19 protein-coding genes are annotated in these 17,258 nt (G+C 69.7%); 1 reads left to right on the plus strand and 18 read right to left on the minus strand.

Annotated elements, in window-relative coordinates; all coding sequences use genetic code 11:
- Positions 1–8 precede the first annotated feature (8 nt).
- The 18 genes from OERS_RS02130 to OERS_RS02210 form a co-directional block, all read right to left on the minus strand.
- A complete protein-coding gene (locus tag OERS_RS02130) occupies positions 9–713 on the minus strand; it encodes an LPD29 domain-containing protein (RefSeq protein WP_068624038.1) in 705 nt (234 codons plus the stop codon).
- Complete coding sequence (locus tag OERS_RS02135; RefSeq protein WP_068624040.1) at positions 710–979, minus strand: hypothetical protein; 270 nt, start codon at positions 977–979, stop codon at positions 710–712. Before OERS_RS02135 ends, OERS_RS02130 begins: the two co-directional genes overlap by 4 nt.
- Before the next feature lie 464 nt (positions 980–1,443).
- Complete coding sequence (locus tag OERS_RS02145; protein WP_068624044.1) at positions 1,444–2,190, minus strand: hypothetical protein; 747 nt, start codon at positions 2,188–2,190, stop codon at positions 1,444–1,446.
- Between the two features lie 86 nt (positions 2,191–2,276).
- The gene (locus OERS_RS02150; RefSeq protein ID WP_139107636.1) at positions 2,277–2,789 is read right to left on the minus strand and encodes a hypothetical protein; all 513 of its coding nucleotides are present in this window, start codon (positions 2,787–2,789) and stop codon (positions 2,277–2,279) included.
- Between the two features lie 51 nt (positions 2,790–2,840).
- Entirely contained in the window at positions 2,841–3,008 is a 168-nt protein-coding gene (locus tag OERS_RS21390; RefSeq protein ID WP_169834170.1) for a hypothetical protein, read from the minus strand.
- Positions 3,005–3,472, minus strand: coding sequence for a hypothetical protein (locus OERS_RS02155; RefSeq protein WP_068624048.1), 468 nt, complete (start codon positions 3,470–3,472; stop codon positions 3,005–3,007). Before OERS_RS02155 ends, OERS_RS21390 begins: the two co-directional genes overlap by 4 nt.
- Before the next feature lie 54 nt (positions 3,473–3,526).
- Complete coding sequence (locus OERS_RS21395; protein WP_169834171.1) at positions 3,527–4,432, minus strand: hypothetical protein; 906 nt, start codon at positions 4,430–4,432, stop codon at positions 3,527–3,529.
- Positions 4,433–4,564: 132 nt separating this feature from the next.
- The gene (guaB, locus tag OERS_RS20505; RefSeq protein WP_083201149.1) at positions 4,565–5,740 is read right to left on the minus strand and encodes an IMP dehydrogenase; all 1,176 of its coding nucleotides are present in this window, start codon (positions 5,738–5,740) and stop codon (positions 4,565–4,567) included.
- A 131-nt stretch (positions 5,741–5,871) separates the two neighbouring features.
- The gene (locus OERS_RS02165) at positions 5,872–6,480 is read right to left on the minus strand and encodes a MarR family winged helix-turn-helix transcriptional regulator (protein WP_083201150.1); all 609 of its coding nucleotides are present in this window, start codon (positions 6,478–6,480) and stop codon (positions 5,872–5,874) included.
- Complete coding sequence (locus tag OERS_RS20930; RefSeq protein WP_068624054.1) at positions 6,410–6,694, minus strand: metal ABC transporter permease; 285 nt, start codon at positions 6,692–6,694, stop codon at positions 6,410–6,412. The genes OERS_RS02165 and OERS_RS20930 overlap by 71 nt, the downstream gene beginning before the upstream one ends.
- 28 nt (positions 6,695–6,722) lie before the next feature.
- Entirely contained in the window at positions 6,723–7,343 is a 621-nt protein-coding gene (locus OERS_RS02175; protein ID WP_068624056.1) for a hypothetical protein, read from the minus strand.
- Between the two features lie 32 nt (positions 7,344–7,375).
- Entirely contained in the window at positions 7,376–8,083 is a 708-nt protein-coding gene (locus OERS_RS02180; protein ID WP_068624058.1) for a hypothetical protein, read from the minus strand.
- On the minus strand, positions 8,080–8,466 hold the full coding sequence (locus OERS_RS02185) for a hypothetical protein (RefSeq protein WP_068624061.1): 387 nt from the start codon (positions 8,464–8,466) through the stop codon (positions 8,080–8,082). The genes OERS_RS02180 and OERS_RS02185 overlap by 4 nt, the downstream gene beginning before the upstream one ends.
- Before the next feature lie 59 nt (positions 8,467–8,525).
- A complete protein-coding gene (locus tag OERS_RS02190; RefSeq protein WP_068624062.1) occupies positions 8,526–9,194 on the minus strand; it encodes a hypothetical protein in 669 nt (222 codons plus the stop codon).
- Between the two features lie 50 nt (positions 9,195–9,244).
- Positions 9,245–10,240, minus strand: a complete 996-nt coding sequence (locus tag OERS_RS02195; RefSeq protein ID WP_139107637.1) for a CAP domain-containing protein — start codon at positions 10,238–10,240, stop codon at positions 9,245–9,247.
- A 23-nt stretch (positions 10,241–10,263) separates the two neighbouring features.
- Positions 10,264–10,761 (minus strand): WhiB family transcriptional regulator, encoded by a 498-nt coding sequence (locus tag OERS_RS22205; protein WP_068624066.1) that lies wholly within the window; start codon positions 10,759–10,761, stop codon positions 10,264–10,266.
- Between the two features lie 128 nt (positions 10,762–10,889).
- Complete coding sequence (locus OERS_RS02205) at positions 10,890–13,991, minus strand: hypothetical protein (RefSeq protein ID WP_068624068.1); 3,102 nt, start codon at positions 13,989–13,991, stop codon at positions 10,890–10,892.
- 714 nt (positions 13,992–14,705) lie between these two features.
- Complete coding sequence (locus OERS_RS02210) at positions 14,706–15,497, minus strand: hypothetical protein (protein ID WP_139107638.1); 792 nt, start codon at positions 15,495–15,497, stop codon at positions 14,706–14,708.
- A 312-nt stretch (positions 15,498–15,809) separates the two neighbouring features.
- Between OERS_RS02210 and OERS_RS02215 the strand changes: the two genes are divergently transcribed.
- The gene (locus tag OERS_RS02215) at positions 15,810–17,255 is read left to right on the plus strand and encodes an AAA family ATPase (RefSeq protein WP_169834173.1); all 1,446 of its coding nucleotides are present in this window, start codon (positions 15,810–15,812) and stop codon (positions 17,253–17,255) included.
- Positions 17,256–17,258: the final 3 nt, after the last annotated feature.

Consider the following 17,258-nt stretch of genomic DNA (forward strand, 5'->3'; position numbering starts at 1 on the left):
GGTGCGGGTCAGTAGGAGTCGAGGTCGAGCAGGGGGTGCTCGCCCGTGAAGTCGGTGCGCGCGTGCACGAAGTGGGCGACCTCGGCGATGCTCGGGCGGTTGTTGGTCAGGCGCGGGGGCAGGAACTCCCCGAGGTGCTTCTCCAGCTTGTGGACGTCCCGGTCCGACATGGGCTCGGACCAGCTGTAGCCGCCGTCGTAGTCCGAGCGCTCCCCGGTGCGCGGCTCGATGCGCTGGTACCCGGAGATCTCGGCCTCGTCGAACAGGGAGTCGAGGTACGCCTGCCCCTTGGGGCCGATGTTGCGCTGGTGCAGGACCCCGCACAGGCCGTACCGCACGGGGGCGTCCTCGTTGACCGGGTGGTACGAGTCGTCCATGCCGTCGAACTGCTTGTTGCAGTAGGCGCCGGTCATGGCGGTCACCGGCGTGGCCCGGGGGCCGTCGTTCCAGTCGACGTGCACCCAGCCGTACCCGGTGCCGCGGCTCATCTTCACCGAGAACTGGTGGTCGAACTTCGCGCGCAGGTCGTGGCGCATGGCCGCGGCGGACTCCTTGACCCCGACCTGGGTCTGGGTCCCGCCAGCGGTCGGGGCTCCTTGCGTGCTCACCGAGAGGGCGTCCATGCCGGCGAAGGCCTCGTCGACGGTCTTGGCGGTCCACTTCCCCGACCGGGACCGGGGGTGGGCGGACTCGTTGAAGGTGGGGGTGCTCATCGCGCACCCGCTGTGGAGCCCGGACCGTAGGCGGCGAGGTCGTCCAGTTCGGCGCTGGGGTCGAAGCGAGCGTCGTAGAACGTCTCGCCCTCGTACTCGTCCCAGGCGGCGTCCATCTGTGCCTGGACGTCGGGGGTCGTGGACTCGGCGAGCGTCGGTGCGCTCAGCGCGTCGAACCCGCCTGCGGCGTCCTGGACTGGCTTCGTGGCGAACTGCCCGGAGGTTGCCCGCGGGTGCGCCTGCTCGTCGAACCGTGTCGTTCCCATGCCCTGTTGTTGACGGGCATGGGAACGAGCGGTCACGCGGTGCGCCGACGTCAGCGCCCTGCGTGTTGTTGCCAGCCTCCCCCGCTACGACGACGGCCCCCTTCGGGACCTGCGATTGTGCTGAAACCGGGCCTAGCGGACCTCGCCTGGCGTCTTCGCTGAGCGGCTCACGGCTACCACGACGAACAGGCCGGCGACCGCCAAGATGGGCCCCAGGACCGCCGCCGCGACCTCTGCTGGCATCAGGTGGCCGACTGTCTGGTTTTCGTCGGCACTGACCCCTTCGGTGTAGCCCGTGTACACGCCAGCGAGGAACAAGAGCGCCCCGCCAACGATCGCGATCCAGCACAACGCTAGGACGGGCCGTCTGAGGTTAGATGTCACGCTGTACTCCCCTGCACGATTCGACATTGACGGGGCCACGCTAGCGCCACACCGATCTCAACAGACACGGGAGCGGGCGGTCACGCGCGTCGTGCGGTGTCCGCGGCTCGCATGTCGCGGGCGGTGGACTCGGCGACGTCGAGGTAGCGGTGCAGGACCGTCTGGCCCCGCTCAGGGTTGGTGGGGTCGATCGCCCCTACGGCGGCGTTCACCCTGTTGGTGCGCTGGCGGGCGCTGATGCTGCCGAGCTGGTCGTCGGAGTAGGTGGCGAACAGCTCGCGGCGCTCGCCATGGAACCGGCGCACCGCTACCGCGCGCCCGACCAGCGGCAGGGATGAGCGGGTCAGGCCCCACTCGTCGTCGACCTCCACGCTGTTGGGCAGGTGCTTGGTCGCACCGAACTCCTCGCCGACGGTCTGGGTGGCGACGCGCTGGGCGACGGCGCTGATGGCGTTCTCGCGGGCGCTGCGGATCGTGGCACCCAGGTCGTCCTGGTCCCCGTCTCCCCCGGCCGGCCGGGCACCCTGCACGCTCGTGTCCACGACCTGGCACCCGCCGCGCGCGGACCGCACCGCGTACGTGACGTCGTTCTCCACGAGCCGGGCCAGCACGCAGTGCTCGTCGTCGCGGTCCACCTTCAGCTGCACGGGCCCGAGCCCGGTCGAGTGCTCCAGCCACTGCACGAGGGCGCCGGCCCCGGGGCCGGTGGTGCCCGAGACCTCGACCACGGTCAGCGGCAGATCGGCCGGTCGCGCGGCAGGCAGCAGTGCGCCGAACCCGCCGTCGGCCTCGGCTGCGTCCTTGGTCGCGAACCTCCCGTCACGCATCCTCGGCTGCGCAGTTGAGGCGTCCAGTGCGCCGCGCTCCGTGCGGTGCTCTGAGCCGGCGCGCGGGTGAGCCTGCTCGTCGTAGCTCACGACTTGCTCCCCGCCACCATCCCGAGCGCGGCCTCATCGCGCCCGACCTCGGCCGCACGGGAGACCAGGTCGTCGAAGTCGACGCCGGAGCGCTGCGCCCAGTGGTACAGGTCGCTCATCATGTCCCGGGCCGCGCTCTCGTCGCTGACGTCCATGTCGTCGTGCATCACCCGGTAGTCGTTGATGACGGCCTGGCCTCGGTCCGCGGTCGCGAGCCCTCCCTGCCCGCCCTTGAGCGCCGCGTCCAGGTCGAAGCGGTAGGAGTTCGTCCAAGGGTTGCTCGCACCGGTCGTGATGTAGTCCGGCTCGCATCCCGTCACGGGCTCGGACAGCCCAGCCCCCGAGACCGCGTCCTCCACGGTCTCCCAGGTGCCGCCCGGGTCTTCGTCGCCGTCGTGCAGGGAGAACAGTGTGTTCCCCTCGGCGTCCTGCGCGCTGGCGAAGTGCAGGTGGTTGCACCCGTGCTGGTCGCAGTTCTCGTCGAGGGTCAGGTACGCCACCTCAGGCACCGCCGCGCGCACCTCGGCTGCCAGGTCCCGGGCGAGGATCTGCTCGCGCCACTAGTCGGCACGCGAGATCAGGTGCCCGAGCTCGCCCACCCGGTCGCCCTCGGTGCGCCACGACTCGGAGTCCAGGGCCGTGAGCCCGCCGGAGGCTTCGGTCACCTCCTTGGTCGTGAACTTCCCGTCGGTGGCCCGGGGGTGCTGGCTGTCGTCGTACGTGGTCATGAGGCCTGACCCTTCTCGTCGGAATCGCTCGCGGGGTGCATGTCGTCGTAGGCCTCGATGGCCCACAGGATGTTCGCGTTCCCGACCTCGCGCGCCGCCTCGACGGCGTCCTCGCGGGTGGCTTCGCGGAAGCCGAGCTGGGGGTGGTCCATGTACCAGGTCTCCCCGCCGCGGGAGTTGCGTCCCACGACGGTCTTGCCGTGCACCATCCAGGTCTCGGCGCCGTCCTCGTGCTCGACGGCGGGGCCGTTGGTCCGGTGCAGGGTTCCGTCCTTGGTGACCCACTCGGTGAAGCCGTAGACGCTCTGACGCGGCGCGGAGAACTGGCGGCGGGTCAGGGCGTCTACGCCCGAGGGCGTCGAGGCGCCGAGCGCGCTCAGGCCACCCGAGGCCTCGTCGACCGGCTTGGTGGTGAACTTCCCGTCGTTCGCCCGGGGGTGCTCTGCGCTCGTGAACGTGTCCATACCCAGGTGTTGACGGGCAGGGGCCTGGTCCGGCGCTTGCCCGTCAGGCCCGGCTCAGCCTCGGGTCAGGGCCACCACGCTCACGGCGCCGTTGGTGCCCACGAAGCAGGTCTGGACGAGGATCTGGCCGTTGAGGCCGAAGGCGAGGTCCTTGTCGTCGCCCGCGTGCAGGTTGCGCGAGTCGGTCACGACCCACGCCTGGCCGTCGATCTGCACCCGGTCGCCCATGGAGAACTTGAGGATGGGGCTGCCGCCGCAGTGGCGGTGGATCGGGTAGTACGGCTTGCCCTCGATGTCCTCGAACCACCGGGTCAGGCCACCAGCGCACCTGTCCAGGACGGACTGGTCGCCGGAGTTGGACACCGACGTCTTCCACGCGAAGGACTGGCCTGCGGGCGCCGCGGGCGCGGCCGGGGCCGGGGCCGGGGCCGGGGCCGGGGCGTTCGTGGTCGCGGGGGCCTTCTTCGGGGTCGTGGCCGTCTTGGCGCGCTGGGCTTCGGCGGCTCGCACGCGCTCAGCCTCCGCGGCCTCGGCGGCGATCCGGTCCTGCTCGGCCTGCCAGGTGGCCTGCGGATCGGTCACGACCTGCGCGACGAGGGTCAGGTCGTCCAGCGCGAGGGCGACGTCCTGGATCAGGACGCCGCGGTCGATCTGGTCGCTGCGCTCCTGGACGACGGGGATGGCCGCAGCCAGGGCGTCACGGGTCGCAGGGTCAGCGTTCGGGCTGGTGTCGAGGGCGGTCTGCGCGGCGGTGATCGCCTGGTTCGCGCGGGCCAGGATGTCCTGGACTCGCTGGCCGTGGATCGAGCGGGAGGCCAACGCCTGGGCGGCGACCTGCTGCTCGGTGATCCACGCCTGCTCGGCGGCAGAGACCTGCGCCCACTGGGCTGCTCGCGCGGTGGCGGCGGCGTGCTCAGCCCGGACGTCGGCGGTCCCGGCCACCAACCACGCGCTGGACACGGCAAGGGACAGTCCCGCGCGCTATCAGCATCTCCCGCGACGCACTCCACCGACACCTAGCGGTCCTCGAATCTGGCGCGCAACTGCTGCGGACTGCCGAACCGTCAAAGCACTAGCAGGCCAGGCAGTAAATCAAGCCCAGTAGTTTGGCGCCTCAACAACCATTTCAAGGTCGTGCGGATGCGACTCCCTAAGTCCAGCAGGTGTCATCCGGATAAACCGCCCACGAGCCTTGAGTTCTGGAATTCCCTCGGCGCCCACATAGAACATTGACTGACGCAACCCACCGACAAGTTGATGGAGCACACTATCGACCGAGCCCCGATAGGGAACTCGCCCCTCAACTCCCTCCGGTATGAGCTTATCATTTGATGCGACGTCTGCCTGGAAGTAACGATCTTTCGAATAGGACGTGCGCTGGCCGCGCGTCTGAATCGCCCCCAAGGAGCCCATTCCACGATAGTTCTTAAACTGCCGATCTCCGACAAACACAAGCCCCCCGGGGCTTTCATCCGTTCCCGCCAATAGAGAACCGAGCATGACGCTGCTAGCGCCCGCGACGAGCGCCTTCGCGATGTCGCCGGAGTATTGCAAACCTCCATCGGCGATGGTCGGAACACCCGCGCTGCGCGCAACAAGGGAAGCCTCATGGACGGCCGTAATCTGCGGGACACCAACTCCGGCGACCACCCGGGTCGTACAGATTGACCCCGGACCAACACCGACCTTGATTGCATCTACTCCGGCCTCAATCAGAGCCTTCGCCGCGGATTGCGTGGCAGCCTGCCCGCCAATTACATCCACATCTGCAAATGCCCGATCACTCTTGATGCGGCGGACCATATCGAGAACGCCTCTACTCTCTCCGTTCGCGGTATCCACGACAAGGAGGTCAACCCCCGCCTCGACCAGAGTCCCCGCCCGGGCCAATCCGTCACCGAAGAAGCCTACTGCGGCGCCCACTCGTAGACGACCATGGTCATCCGTGGAGGCATGCGGGTGATTCACGTCAGAGCGCTTTACCCGCTCAACCATCGCAGCCTGGTCGGCGATCGAGAGATTGCGGTGCAGAACCCCGAGCCCCCCCTGACGCGCAATGGCGATAGCCATCGGATCCTCGGTAACCGAGTCCATCGCTGCAGAAATAAGGGGAATGCCGAGAGAGATTCGTTTAGTTAGCTGAGTCCTCGTGTCCGCTTCGCTCGGGATGACATCCGTGTACCCAGGAAGCAACATGACATCATCGTACGTTAGCCCAATTGGGCCGAATGGGTCGAGGGAACCATTATCCTCATCACTGTGGAGCATTGAACTCTTTCTATCTCGGCGTTTTGGAGCATCTCCAGCAAGGTGCCTAGCAACATTATTGAACACTCAACAGACATACAGTTTCGACGCTCAAAGCGCTGCGGACGTGTTGAGGTTGTCCAGCAGGGTCGTCAGCTTTGCTTATCGGCCTGTCGCCTGGGTCTGCTATCTGGCGATCTGGAAGCCATCACACGCAGCAAGAGTTGATGCAGTTGCTGCCGCTCGTCAATCGTCAGAGGATGCAAGATATCGTCCTCAACGATCGCCAGACGCTCATAGGTACTATCGAGCACAGCGATACCCCTGTCGGTTAGTTCAACAATGTGCTGGCGACGGTCGGTCGAACTTCGGCGGCGAACCGTCAGCCCCTCCTCTTCCAGCTCGTTCAGAAGCCCAACAACATTGCTCGCATCAAGCCCGAACACTCCCTTGATGTCCTTCTGCGCCATCCATCCTCGGTCGTTGAGCAGCGTCAGGATTAGAAGCTGCCGGTGAGTAATGTCTCCAGGTTGCGCGGTCGCATCAAGGGCCCGCCACCCTGCGCGGGCTAGGTGACTCACAAGGGGAAGAGTGTGTCCTGGGTGCGGTGGCTCGGACAGGTTCATACACATAGTGAAGCACAGATAGTTGGTGGAGCGCCAACTATCTGTGCTCTCGCATCCAGCTCGTTCATGCCTCCCACTCGGCCGACACCCGCTTGGGCCGGAGAGTCTTGGCATCACCTGCTCGCGATCCTGCATACCCAGGTGCGGTGGAGATCACGACGATCCCGAGCGCGAACGGCGCGACGAAGAACACGCGCCACGAGGACTGCCAGGACGCCACCCTCGGCTGCCCCGCCGAGGACGAGCGACCTCGCCGCACGAACGCGACCGACAGGCCAAGGAACACCGCGTGCGCGACGGCGTCGCCGATGAACGCCATCTCGCGCAGCGCGACGTGAGAGCGTGGCACACGCCACCCGCGCGCACTGACCGTCGTCTCAGCCGACGCGGTCGACGATCGAGGCGGTGTCCTCGTCCATGCCGTACAGGTGCACCGAGACCGACTCGCGCTTGCCGGTCGCGTAGTCCACGGTCCGCGACCCGTCAGGGTCCGAGGCCCACTCGGCGCCCGAGGCGGAGAACCGGGCACCGGTGCGCTCGATCAGGGACACGACCTCGTCCTGGTCGTCGGGGAAGTCGAGCTCGATCACGACGTCCGTGTCGAGCATGGACAGGTGCTCGCCCGACTCGCACTCGTCGGCCAGCTCGACGTCGTCCCCGTGGTCGCCGGGGCTGCACGGGGTGAAGGACTCGCGGACGGTGGCCAGGGCGGGGATGCCCAGGTCGGCCAGCGCGGCGAGCTCGCTGCCGTCGTGCGCGGCCTCGGCGTGCATGTAGACGAGGTTGCGCGCGGTCATGTCGCGGGCGGCAGGGCTGAGCCGGCCGTCGGCGATGGCACGCTCGATCGCGTCGGTGCGCGCTTCGGCGAGCGGTCCGGCGGGCTCGGGGGCGAGGTTGAGCGCGCTCAGTCCGCCAGGAGCCTCGCTCACGTCCTTGGTCGCGAACTTGCCGTCGGTGGCGCGCGGGTGGGCCTGGTCGTCGAACGTCTGGGTGCTCATGCCTGTTCGTTGACGGGCGCCGGAGCGGGCGGTCAGCGACCGTTGCCGCTGGCGGGGGTGTCGTTGAGCAGGGCTGTGAGGTCGATCCCGCGCGCGGACGCCCACTGGTTCAGGTCGCCGAGCATCTCGCGCGCCACCTCCTGGTCGTCCTTGTCGAGGTCGGTGTGCTCGGTCCGGTACCCGTCGACCATAGCTTCGGCCCGGGCGGTGGCAGCGACGCCGGCGTCCACGGGCTCGGGGGCTGCCAGGGCCGCGTCGAGGTCGACCATGAAGATGCCGCGGCGACGGTCGGCGTCGACGGCCGATGCGCTGGCCTCCACCAGGTGCGGCTCGACGCCGCAGAGCAGGTCGGACACCTCTTCGTCCTGGCTGAGCTCGACGCTGTAGTCGGTCAGCGACAGGCGGTCGGCGTCTGCGAGGTCCGCGACCCACAGGACGTCGTCGGCGCTGTCGGAGACTTCGAGCTGGACGAACTTCGCCTCGGGGTGGTCCATGCGCACGGCGGCGGCGACACCGCGCAGGCGTAGCGCCGTCAGCGTCATGGTGTCCCCGGGCCCGCCGGGCGATTCGAGTCGCGCCTGGACCCGGCGCGAGCACGAGCCGAGGATCTCGGTGAGGTCGTCGGCCGGGGCGGGGGCCAGCGCCACCATCCCGCCGGCTGCCTCGGCCACGTCCTTGGTCGCGAACTTGCCGTCTGTGGCGCGCGGGTGGGCCCGGTCGTCGAACGTCTGGGTGCTCATGCCTGTTCGTTGACGGGCGCAGCCTCAGGCGGCGGGGCCACGTGGGCGACCTGGGTGATGAGCTCGGCCAGGTGGTGGGCCGGGGGTGCGATCGGGTCGAGGATCTTCCAGCCGCGTCCTCCCCCGGCAGGCCATGCGCTGGCGCCGGTGACGGTCAGGTCGACGATGAAGGTGCCCCAACCGCACTGGACCTGGGAGCGCAGGCCGTCGTGTTCCAGGTGGGCCACGAACGTGACGGCGACCGGTGCAGGCAGGTGGCTGGCCGCTTCGACGAGCGCCTCGAAGCGCGGGTCGGTGGACCGGGAAGTCACCTTGATCTCCCCCGGCCCGGCGTCGGGGTCCCAGGAGGACAGCCCCCTGCTCTTGGCTCGTGTCGCGCTCATGCCCGGTACCTATGCGCAGGTGCCTGGGTCACCCTGGCACCTGCGCACGGTTCGGCGGGTCAGGACGTGGGGCCGACGCATGCCCCGACGGCGCCCGGGTAGCCGACGGAGTCGAACCGGTCGGCGGTGGACAGTGCGGCGGCGGCGTGGGCGGGCTCGCCGTGCACCGCGCCCCAGAACGCGTCCGGGTCAGTCAGGTAGACGTTGTCCCACATGGCCTGCTCGCGGCGGTGCGCGGCGGCGGTGACGTCCAGGTCGGCGTGCACGACGTCGGTCATCGCGGCGGCGAGGTCGGTGTCGCTGGCCCCCTGCTCGCGCGACTCCTCCAGGCGTCCCCAGGCTCGGTCGTACCCCTGGCGGGCGAGGTGATGGACGTCGATCGCGGAGCGCAGGATGCGCGAGCTCTTGTCGATGGTCAGCGGCTCGTCGTCGGTCGTCGCGCGGAAGTCGAGGTGCTCGTAGCAGGCCTGGCGGGCGATGGCCGGGTGCTGGGAGGCCGGTGCGAGGGCGGTGCGCTCGGCGATCTCGTCGCTCACGGCGGCAGCCTCGGCGTCGTCCAGGCGTGCCATGATCCCGGAGCCGATGCCGTGGCTGCGCAGCACGAACCGTGCCGGTGCGATCGAGGCCGGGCCCAAGGTGGCCATGCCGCCGGGGGCTTCGGCCACCGGCTTGGTCGCGAACTTGCCCGTGGTCTCGCGCGGGTGCAGCGACTCGTCGTGGGTGCTCATGCCCGTTCGTTGACGGGACCGGTGGGGTCCGGTCAACGAACGGGCTCGGGTCAGCGGGTGAAGGTCGCTGCGGCGTAGAGCATCCCCGCGGAGGTCGCGACGGACACGTCCACCCGGGTCAGGTTCGGGGCCAGGATCTGCGCGGCCGAGGCCGGGTCCCTGGTCCACTGCCCCACCAGGGCGTCGACGCTGCGCGCGCACCCGGCCAAGGACTGACCGGGCACGACCCACAGCCCACCGGCGGTGGCCATGTCCGTGGCGGACCCGGCGGTGGCCGCGGTGTGCCCGACCTGGACGGCGGGCAGCCCGGCCCCACGGCGTGCGGTGTTGATCGCCTCGGCGATGGTGCCGTTGCCGAAGTCGACGACCTCACCGCTGGGGTTCTTCAGGCAGACCGTGGGCGGGTTGGCGATGTTCTGGGCGCGCTGGTCCGCGACGGCCTGGTCGCTCGCCGCCTGCTTCGCCTTGACCTGCTCGGCGTCGTGGTGGGCCTGCCACGCGACCTGGGAGGCGGTGACCTGCTCGACGGACGTGGCGAGCTCGGCACGTGCCCCGGCGAGGTCAGCGACCGTGACCCCTGCGCCGAGATCCGCCAAGATCTCGACCTTGCGCAGCGCCGTCTTGGCCTGGGCCAGGACCTGCGTGTCGGCGTTGGGCGCATCAGCGATGGCGGAGGTGGCGGCGGCGATCTCGTCGAACGTGACCCCGCGCATCTGCTCCAGCGTCGTGCCAGGGTCCGCGGTCTCCGGGGTCTCGGGCGTGCCGGCCTCGGGCGGGGCCAAGGGTGGTGCCTCGACGATCGGTGCGGTGCTCGGGGTGGCCGCGGCGCTCGGGCGGGGCCCGGGCTCGTCCTTCGCGTCGGAGCCCGGGCCGAACGTCAGCCACGCCAGGACCAGGGCCGTGATCCCCACCACGCCCACCCCGACCCCGAGCAGGATCAGCGGGACGCGCGATCGGGGCGGCTTGGTGGCCTGCTGCTCGGCGTCCGCCCCGGCCTCGGCCAGGACGTCGTGCATGTACGCGTCGTGGTGGCGTTCACTGCTCATGTCGGGTCGGTCCCATCGTCTGGTCAGGACGCGCTGACGATGGTCACGAGCGCGTCGAGCATGGTGGGCGCCGTGCTCGCGAGTGCGGAGCCGGTGCGGGTCGGGGTGGTGGAGCTGGCGAGCTCCAGGTCGGCGGACGTCACCGCGGGCACCGCCGGGAGGGTGTCCACCGCAGCAGCAGCAGCAGCGTCGGCCGCGGCTCGGGCTTCCTTCAGCTCGGCCCGGGTCGGGCCCTCGCGGTAGGTGCGCGAGCGCACGATCCGCCCGTCCTCCAGGGAGCACCCGCCCCACACGCCCGCCGGCTCCCGGCGTCGCAGCGCCTCGGTCAGGCACGCGTCGCGCACGGGGCACGGCACACACAGCGCCTTGGCCTCACGCTCGGTCTGGGCGTCCATCGGGAACCACATGGCCGGGGCGGACTCCTGACACGGCAGGCGGAACATGTCCGGGTTGGAAGAGCTTCGTTGGACGTCGCGGACGGCTTCGAGGAAGGCGTCCTGGTCCATGCTGCGCCGAGCCATCTTCGGTGTCCTTCCGCCTCGCGTGCTCGCCCCATGGTGGGGTGCTGGTACCTATGCGGAGGTTCTCCCCGTAGGTCGTGCCGACCGGCCCGCCGACCGGTCGCTCACGCGGGCCGGTCGGCGGGGTTCTAGGCGTTCACGGGCTCCTCGGAGACGGTGTCCGCGAGGCTGTCGGGGACGTGAGTGCCGTCGCCGAGCTCGTCGGCGTGGTCGTCGTCCGAAGTGCGCAGCGGACCACCGTTGAGCAGCACCGACAGCGGCACCGGGACCCCGCGCACGTCGACCCCGGCGATCGTGGTCCGCGACTGGTAGCCGCCACCGATCAGGGTGCGCACCGGGGAGAGCAGGCCCTCGTCACGGGCTGCGGACCAGGCGCCGGCCGAGGTCGTGCCCGAGGGCAGCAGGTCACGGTAGTGGCGTGCGGCCTCGGTGAACGAGGTCCGCGGGTCGAGCATGACGACGTCTTCGCCCGACCGGGGCCGGACCAGGGTTCCCACGCACACGCCCTGGGGTCGCAGGACGTCCCCGCCCATCGACCAGCCCAGGCTCCGGTTCGCGGAGGAGTACGGCTCCTCGCGCAGCGGCGGGGACATCGGGTCCAGGCCTGCGATGTGGGCCCGGCCCGAGGCGAGCAGCCGCGAGACCGCCTGGATGGCGGCGGCGCCCGGGGAGGACTCCGCACGGTCCGAGTGGGCTTCCATCATCAGGTCGATCATGTCGGACTTGAGCATCTCCAGGACGCCCTTCATGCCCAGGACTCTTGCCTCGGAGGCCGCGTCGCCCATGACCGACAGGCCCAGGGACAGGTCGGCGAGCAGCGCGGCGTGCCGCGAGGCTGCACCCTGGTCGGCGCCGCGGGACAGCAGCTCGGCCTTGATCGTCTCGGTGTGCGAGTTGAGCTGCGCCTCGTAGTACTCGCGGACGTTGTCCCAGCCGAGCTCGGCTGACTGACTGGCCAGGTGCTGAAGGACGTAGCCCACGACTCGCGCCGGCGCTCCGTCCACGTCACGCAGACGCACCAGCTCGTCGGTCGCGTCCATTGGACCCAGCGCCCCGCGGTGCAGGCTCAGGGTCACCAGGCGGTCACGCACCGAGGACACCGTGTGCTGGTTCTCGGCGGTGATGACCAGCAGCGCGTGCGGGTCCGCGACGTGGCGGCTGGTCATGTCGGCGGTCATGCGTCGCTTGGACGTGCCGTTGTGGATCGAGCGGATCAGGTCGCCCATGCGACCTGCCTCCATGTCGGCGGTGCGCTGGTCGGCGGAGGGCGCGAGGTCGTCCATCACCCAGATCGGGGTGCGGGCTACCGCGTGCTCGGTCGAGGCCATGGTGTCCTTGGCTGCGCCGGGCAGTCGGTTCTCCGACCAGATCCCCGGGCGCGGCTGCCACCCGGCCATCACGAACGAGGCGGTGAACGACTTGCCGCCGCCTCGGGCGCCGGTGATGTAGAGCGAGACCTGGGTGCGCAGCGGGATGCACGGGCGGATCATCGCAGCCAGGATGACCGCAGCCACCCCCTTGGACGTCCAGGCGCCGTTGGTGATGTACGCGGCGTAGACCGCGCGGAAGTCGGCCTGCACCTGGGCTGCACGAGCCTCGGGGCTCAGGTCACGGCTGGGGAACTGGACGCCGAAGCGCGAGGCCCCGGACAGGACCGACTCGTTGACGCCGATGCTCGCCGCCTCGGAGGTGGGGCCGTCCGGACCCACGACCTGCTCGCCGACGATGAAGACCGGGCTCGCGCCCTGAACCGGCACCCAGCCCATGCGCGCCCACGAGGTGCGCTCGACGGTCTCGGCGGCGCGGTGCTCCTTGACGGCCGTCAGCCAGTCCTCGCCCTTGCGGGCGGGCCAGTCGGGGCGACGCTTGACCGGTGCGGGCACGTGCGCCCCACGCCGGGTCCACTCGCGCGGGACCAGTTCGAGGATGTCGTCCGGGCCCGAGGCGACGGCGGTGTGCACCGCGCCGGAGTCCTCGTCCTTCCACGAGAGCTCGACCAGGGCACGCGAGAGGCCGACACCTTCGACGGGCGGGTCGAAGACCCCGGAGATCATCTCGGAGTCGGTGGGGGTGCGCTCGGTCTCGACCATCAGGACGCGCCCGGCGACCCGGCAGCGGGTCTCCCAGTGCGCGCCGGACTTGCCGCCGTAGTCGTTGGTGTCCTGGACGCACTCCTCGACGGTGTGCGCCTCGTCGTTCACGCGCCACTGCCCAACCTGAAGTTCCAGGGGCTTGGGCGGGCGCGGGGGCAGGCGGTCCTTGAGCAGGTCGAGGGCGTCGGACCACGTCTTGCCCATCGCGAGGAAGTCGTCGATGCCGACCTTCTCGCCGTCGTCGGTGGCCTGGGTCGAGAGGTCGAGCAGGTGCACGTGCGCGGACTTCTTCGGTCCGGAGAGCAGGTCCCAGAGGCTGTCGGCCTGACCCCAGACCTGCCACTTGTCCCCGACGTCGCCGTCGAAGCACACCAGGGAATCGCGACCGCGCAGGTCCAGCGCCGCCCACTCGGGGTTGTTGTGCCAGTTGCCGACGCCCACGACCGCCACGACGAGCACCTGGTCCTCGTCCTGGATCTGGCTCATGAGGTCGTTCAGGCGTGCTCGCGCCGTGGTCGTGGAGCCGTCCTCGGGCCAGGTGAGTTCCTCGGGGCTGATGCCGGTTTCGAGGAGCATCGCGGTCAGGACCGAGTCGGCCTTGAGCAGGCCCTCGATGAACGCGACCTTGGGGGTGCCGGTCATCCACTCGTTCGGGACGCCGGGGTGTACGTCCAGGACGGTCTGGGACCCGGTCAGCTGCTCGTACTTGCGCACGTTGCCGGACTTGGGGTCGGTGCGGGCCACGGCGGGGCGGGCCTGGTAGGCGCTGACGTAGCCCTGGGCGTGGGAGGTCAGGGAGTGCCACGGCATGACGAGCGCGTCGCCGCTGGCGGCAAGGTCGCCGAGCTGCTTGGCCTGGGTGCTGCGCAGGTCGGCGCCCATCGTGTCGCGGACGTACTCGCGCACGTCGGCGGGGGTGACGCGGGCGTAGCCACGGGCTGCCGCGACCAGGGGTGCCACCGCGGAGGAGGCGAGCTTGTCCGCACCGGAGCCGGTGATGCCGGTGACGATCTCGACCGTGCCGGTGCTGGTCGCTGCCCCTGCCGTGCTCGCGCCAGCCTGGGTCAGGTCGTCCATCTCGGTGCGGGCGCAGTAGTCCCCGCCGGTCCAGTGGGGCTCGATCGCGGTAGCAGTCATGCCTGGACCTATGCGCATACCTCGCGACCGGCTCACGCGGGCGCGGGCGCGGGCCCGCTCGACCGGGGCCGTGGACCCGAACTTGGGAGCTCGGGAGGCCAATCGGGGGCGGCTCCGGCGACGCGGAACATCGTTTGCGCAGGTCAGGGCAGGTTTCGGGGCCGTGGCTCCCGGGCTCACTCCTGCGACTCCGGGCACAATCACGGCCTCGGATCGGTGTTTGTGCAGGTCAGAGCGCGAAACTCCTGGAATCCGGTTACTCCGGCGCCTGTAGGACCACCATAGAGAGGGGGAGGTATCAACTTCCCCTACAAGGGGGAAGGGGTTGATGCCTATAGCCCTAGTAGGTGTATCTATCTCTCGACGTGATTCTCATGAGTTATGTGATTATAGGGCTCTGACCTGCACTTATATCAATCCACTCGACCTCGGGCCGGGAGGAGTTCTGGAGTGGTGCTTTCCGGGCATAGCAGGACCAGCTGGGGCAACCGAAGGCTGCTTGGGGGGTAGAGGCCAGGCCCTCGATGTGCGAAACCGAGCTGGGACGTCGATGTCCGAACAGGGCGGTAGGTCACCGATGCGCCGAAAGTAGAGATCGTGACGCCCGTTCGAGGCGACGTCCGAAACACCCGCTACGGCACAGAACGCCCCAGAAAGTGGCGGCGTGCACCACAAGTACTGACACACACCCCTTGGCCCGGTTTCAAGCGGACGTCAGAACTCGTCGCTGTCGCCCTCAGGGGTCTTCGCCAAGGCCTCAAACTCGTCGTCGTCGATGCGTTGGGACGCGATCTGGAGCTCGACCTCCACCATGCTCGGCCCCTGCCCCGAGGCGAACTCGTTGGCGCGCACCAGCCATGCAAAGCCCGACACGGCCGGGTACGGATCGTCGAGCCCGGTGTACGAGCGGCGACGGTGAATCGCCCAGCGGATCGCATCAGCCCCGCACGACCAGACCGCTCTGCCACCGTCGCGACCACCCTCGCGCGAGCGCGCGTACACGGCCTCAAGGGACTCGCGCGCTTTCGTGAACCCGTCGGCGGCGAACGCAACCAGGGCCGATGCGTCGTCCGAGAGCGGGCGCGAGAGCGCGGCCAGGCCGAGGTCGGTGGTCAGGTCGGCGGAGGCCGGCGCACCGACCAGGTCGACGGCGTCCAGCCACGTGCCGAACCTCTTGCCGGTGCGCGGGTTGATCGCACCCTGGCCGGTCAGGTCGGTGACCAGGTCACCGCGTCTCATCCGCCGCTTGCCCGGCACCGGGATGGACGCAGACAGGTTCCGCCAAGGGTCGCTGACCGGCAAGGTTCGCGTCATGTCAGAGACGACTCCGGCCACCCAGGTCGCAACCCAAGAAGCGTTATCCAGTGCAAGGTCGACCATCGCTTTGTCGAGCTCGTTGCGCACACTCGTGGCGATCAGCGGCTCGCACTGAGTGACGATCCAGCCCGCAGCTTCGCTGCCTGAGTGGCGCCCTCCGGGCATCGTCGCTCGCTGGTCGTTCGGCATGAATGATCAACTTTCGTCGGGTCGTGGTCCGATGGCTCTAGATGGTACGACCACCTGCAACACCTCGCTGATCCCTGCACACAAAATCGCCGCATAGGTGCGGGCATGGAACCTTCGCCCGTCGCACTCATCGGACTGCCAGGACTCGCTGGCGCCCTTCGCGCTGCCGGTGTCGAGGTGGTGGGAGGGACCTCAGCGTTCAAGGATGACGCGAACGCCGCTCGTTCGCTCATCGCCTCCGGCACCCAGCTCACCGTCCTGGCGGCAGATCGAACCACTGTAGGCCTGAGGCCTTGGCTGGCAAAGGTCGCAGTGTCCTGCCCGACGTTCATCTTGCGGGTGGACGGCGGGGCCGGCCTGGAGATCGCCGGGGCCACCGACATCCCGCTGCCCTCCGCGTTCGCCGAGATCCTGGCGTACGCCGACCTGGAGATGGTCGACAACGAGCTCGGGTCCGCGATCGTGGACGGCGACGGCAATTGCGTCCTGGCCGAGACGAGTTCGCCTTCGCCCGCTGCGGCACCGGCCGCCGTCGAGCCTTCCGCTCCCGCCCCTTCCCCTGCACCCAGCCCCGCACCTGTGCCGGTCCCAGCTGCCGTTCGGGCCCCCGTCGAGCCTGGGCCGATCGCGCTCCCGGCCGCGGTCCCTGTCGCGGTGGCCGACTCGAACCCGTGGGCGACCCCTCCCCCTGCCGCCCGAGCGCGCGAGGTCGAGGAGGACGAGAACGGGTGGGATCAGGAGCCTGCGACGCCGGTCCCCCAGCTCGCCTACGTTCCCGCTGCGCCCGCACCTGCGCCCGCACTTGCACCGGTGCCGGCTCGGCCCGCGCCCGCTCCGATCGAGACCTTCGACGCGTCTGACTTCCTGGTCGCCGCATCCCCCGACACGACCGCGCGCGAGCGTCGGGCCCCGGCCCGCGGACTCGTCGTGCCGGTGGTCGCCGGCAAGGGAGGCGTCGGGAAGTCCTCGATGTCGATCTCGATCGCGGACGCAGCGGCCACGACCGGTGGCCTGAGCGTGTGCCTGGTCGACGCGAACCGCGGCCAGGGCGACCTGTCGCGGTACCTGCGCATCCGTGGGGCGAGCGTGCCGACGATCTACGACGCAGCGGTCGGCGCCGCGTCCTACGACGACGTCATCCTCGGACCGGACTCGACCTCGCAGTTGCGACCCCAGCTGCTGCCGGACCTGCCGTTCTCGGTGATCCTGGCCCCGCCGGACCACCTGGCCGACCCGGACGTCGTAACCACCGAGGTGTACCTGCGGGCGCTGGATGCTGCGCGCCGCCGGTTCGACGTGGTCGTGGTCGACACCCAGATCGTCGAGGCCTCAGACACCTCCGGGCTGATCGACGGCCTGGTGATCCCTTCGCTGGTCGACGGCGGGTGGGCTGTGGGCCTGACCGACCCGTCCACCCCCGGCGTGGAGAACCTGCGCCACCGGCTGACGGCGTTCCGCGCGGCCGGGGTGACCTCGGACCGGATGCTCGTGGTCCTCAACCGCGTCTCGCCGGACATGTCGATGGACGACGAGCGGTTCGGTCGCATGTACACCGGCCTGGGGTCCTACCTCGGCCAGGTGGAGGAGACGATCCTGGTGAAGAACGCGATGAACGCCGGGGACTCCCCGTACAAGCTCGGGGCGCTGGCCCCGATGATCGACGCGATCTGCCGCCGGGTGACCGGGCGTCCTGAGTTCGACCCGGCCCGGCACGCCGAGCCGCGCAAGCGTCGAGGCCTGTTCGGGCGCCGCCGGTGAGCG

It is taken from the genome of Oerskovia enterophila (genome assembly GCF_001692445.1).
In the GTDB taxonomy this organism is placed as follows: Bacteria; Actinomycetota; Actinomycetes; order Actinomycetales; family Cellulomonadaceae; genus Oerskovia; species Oerskovia enterophila.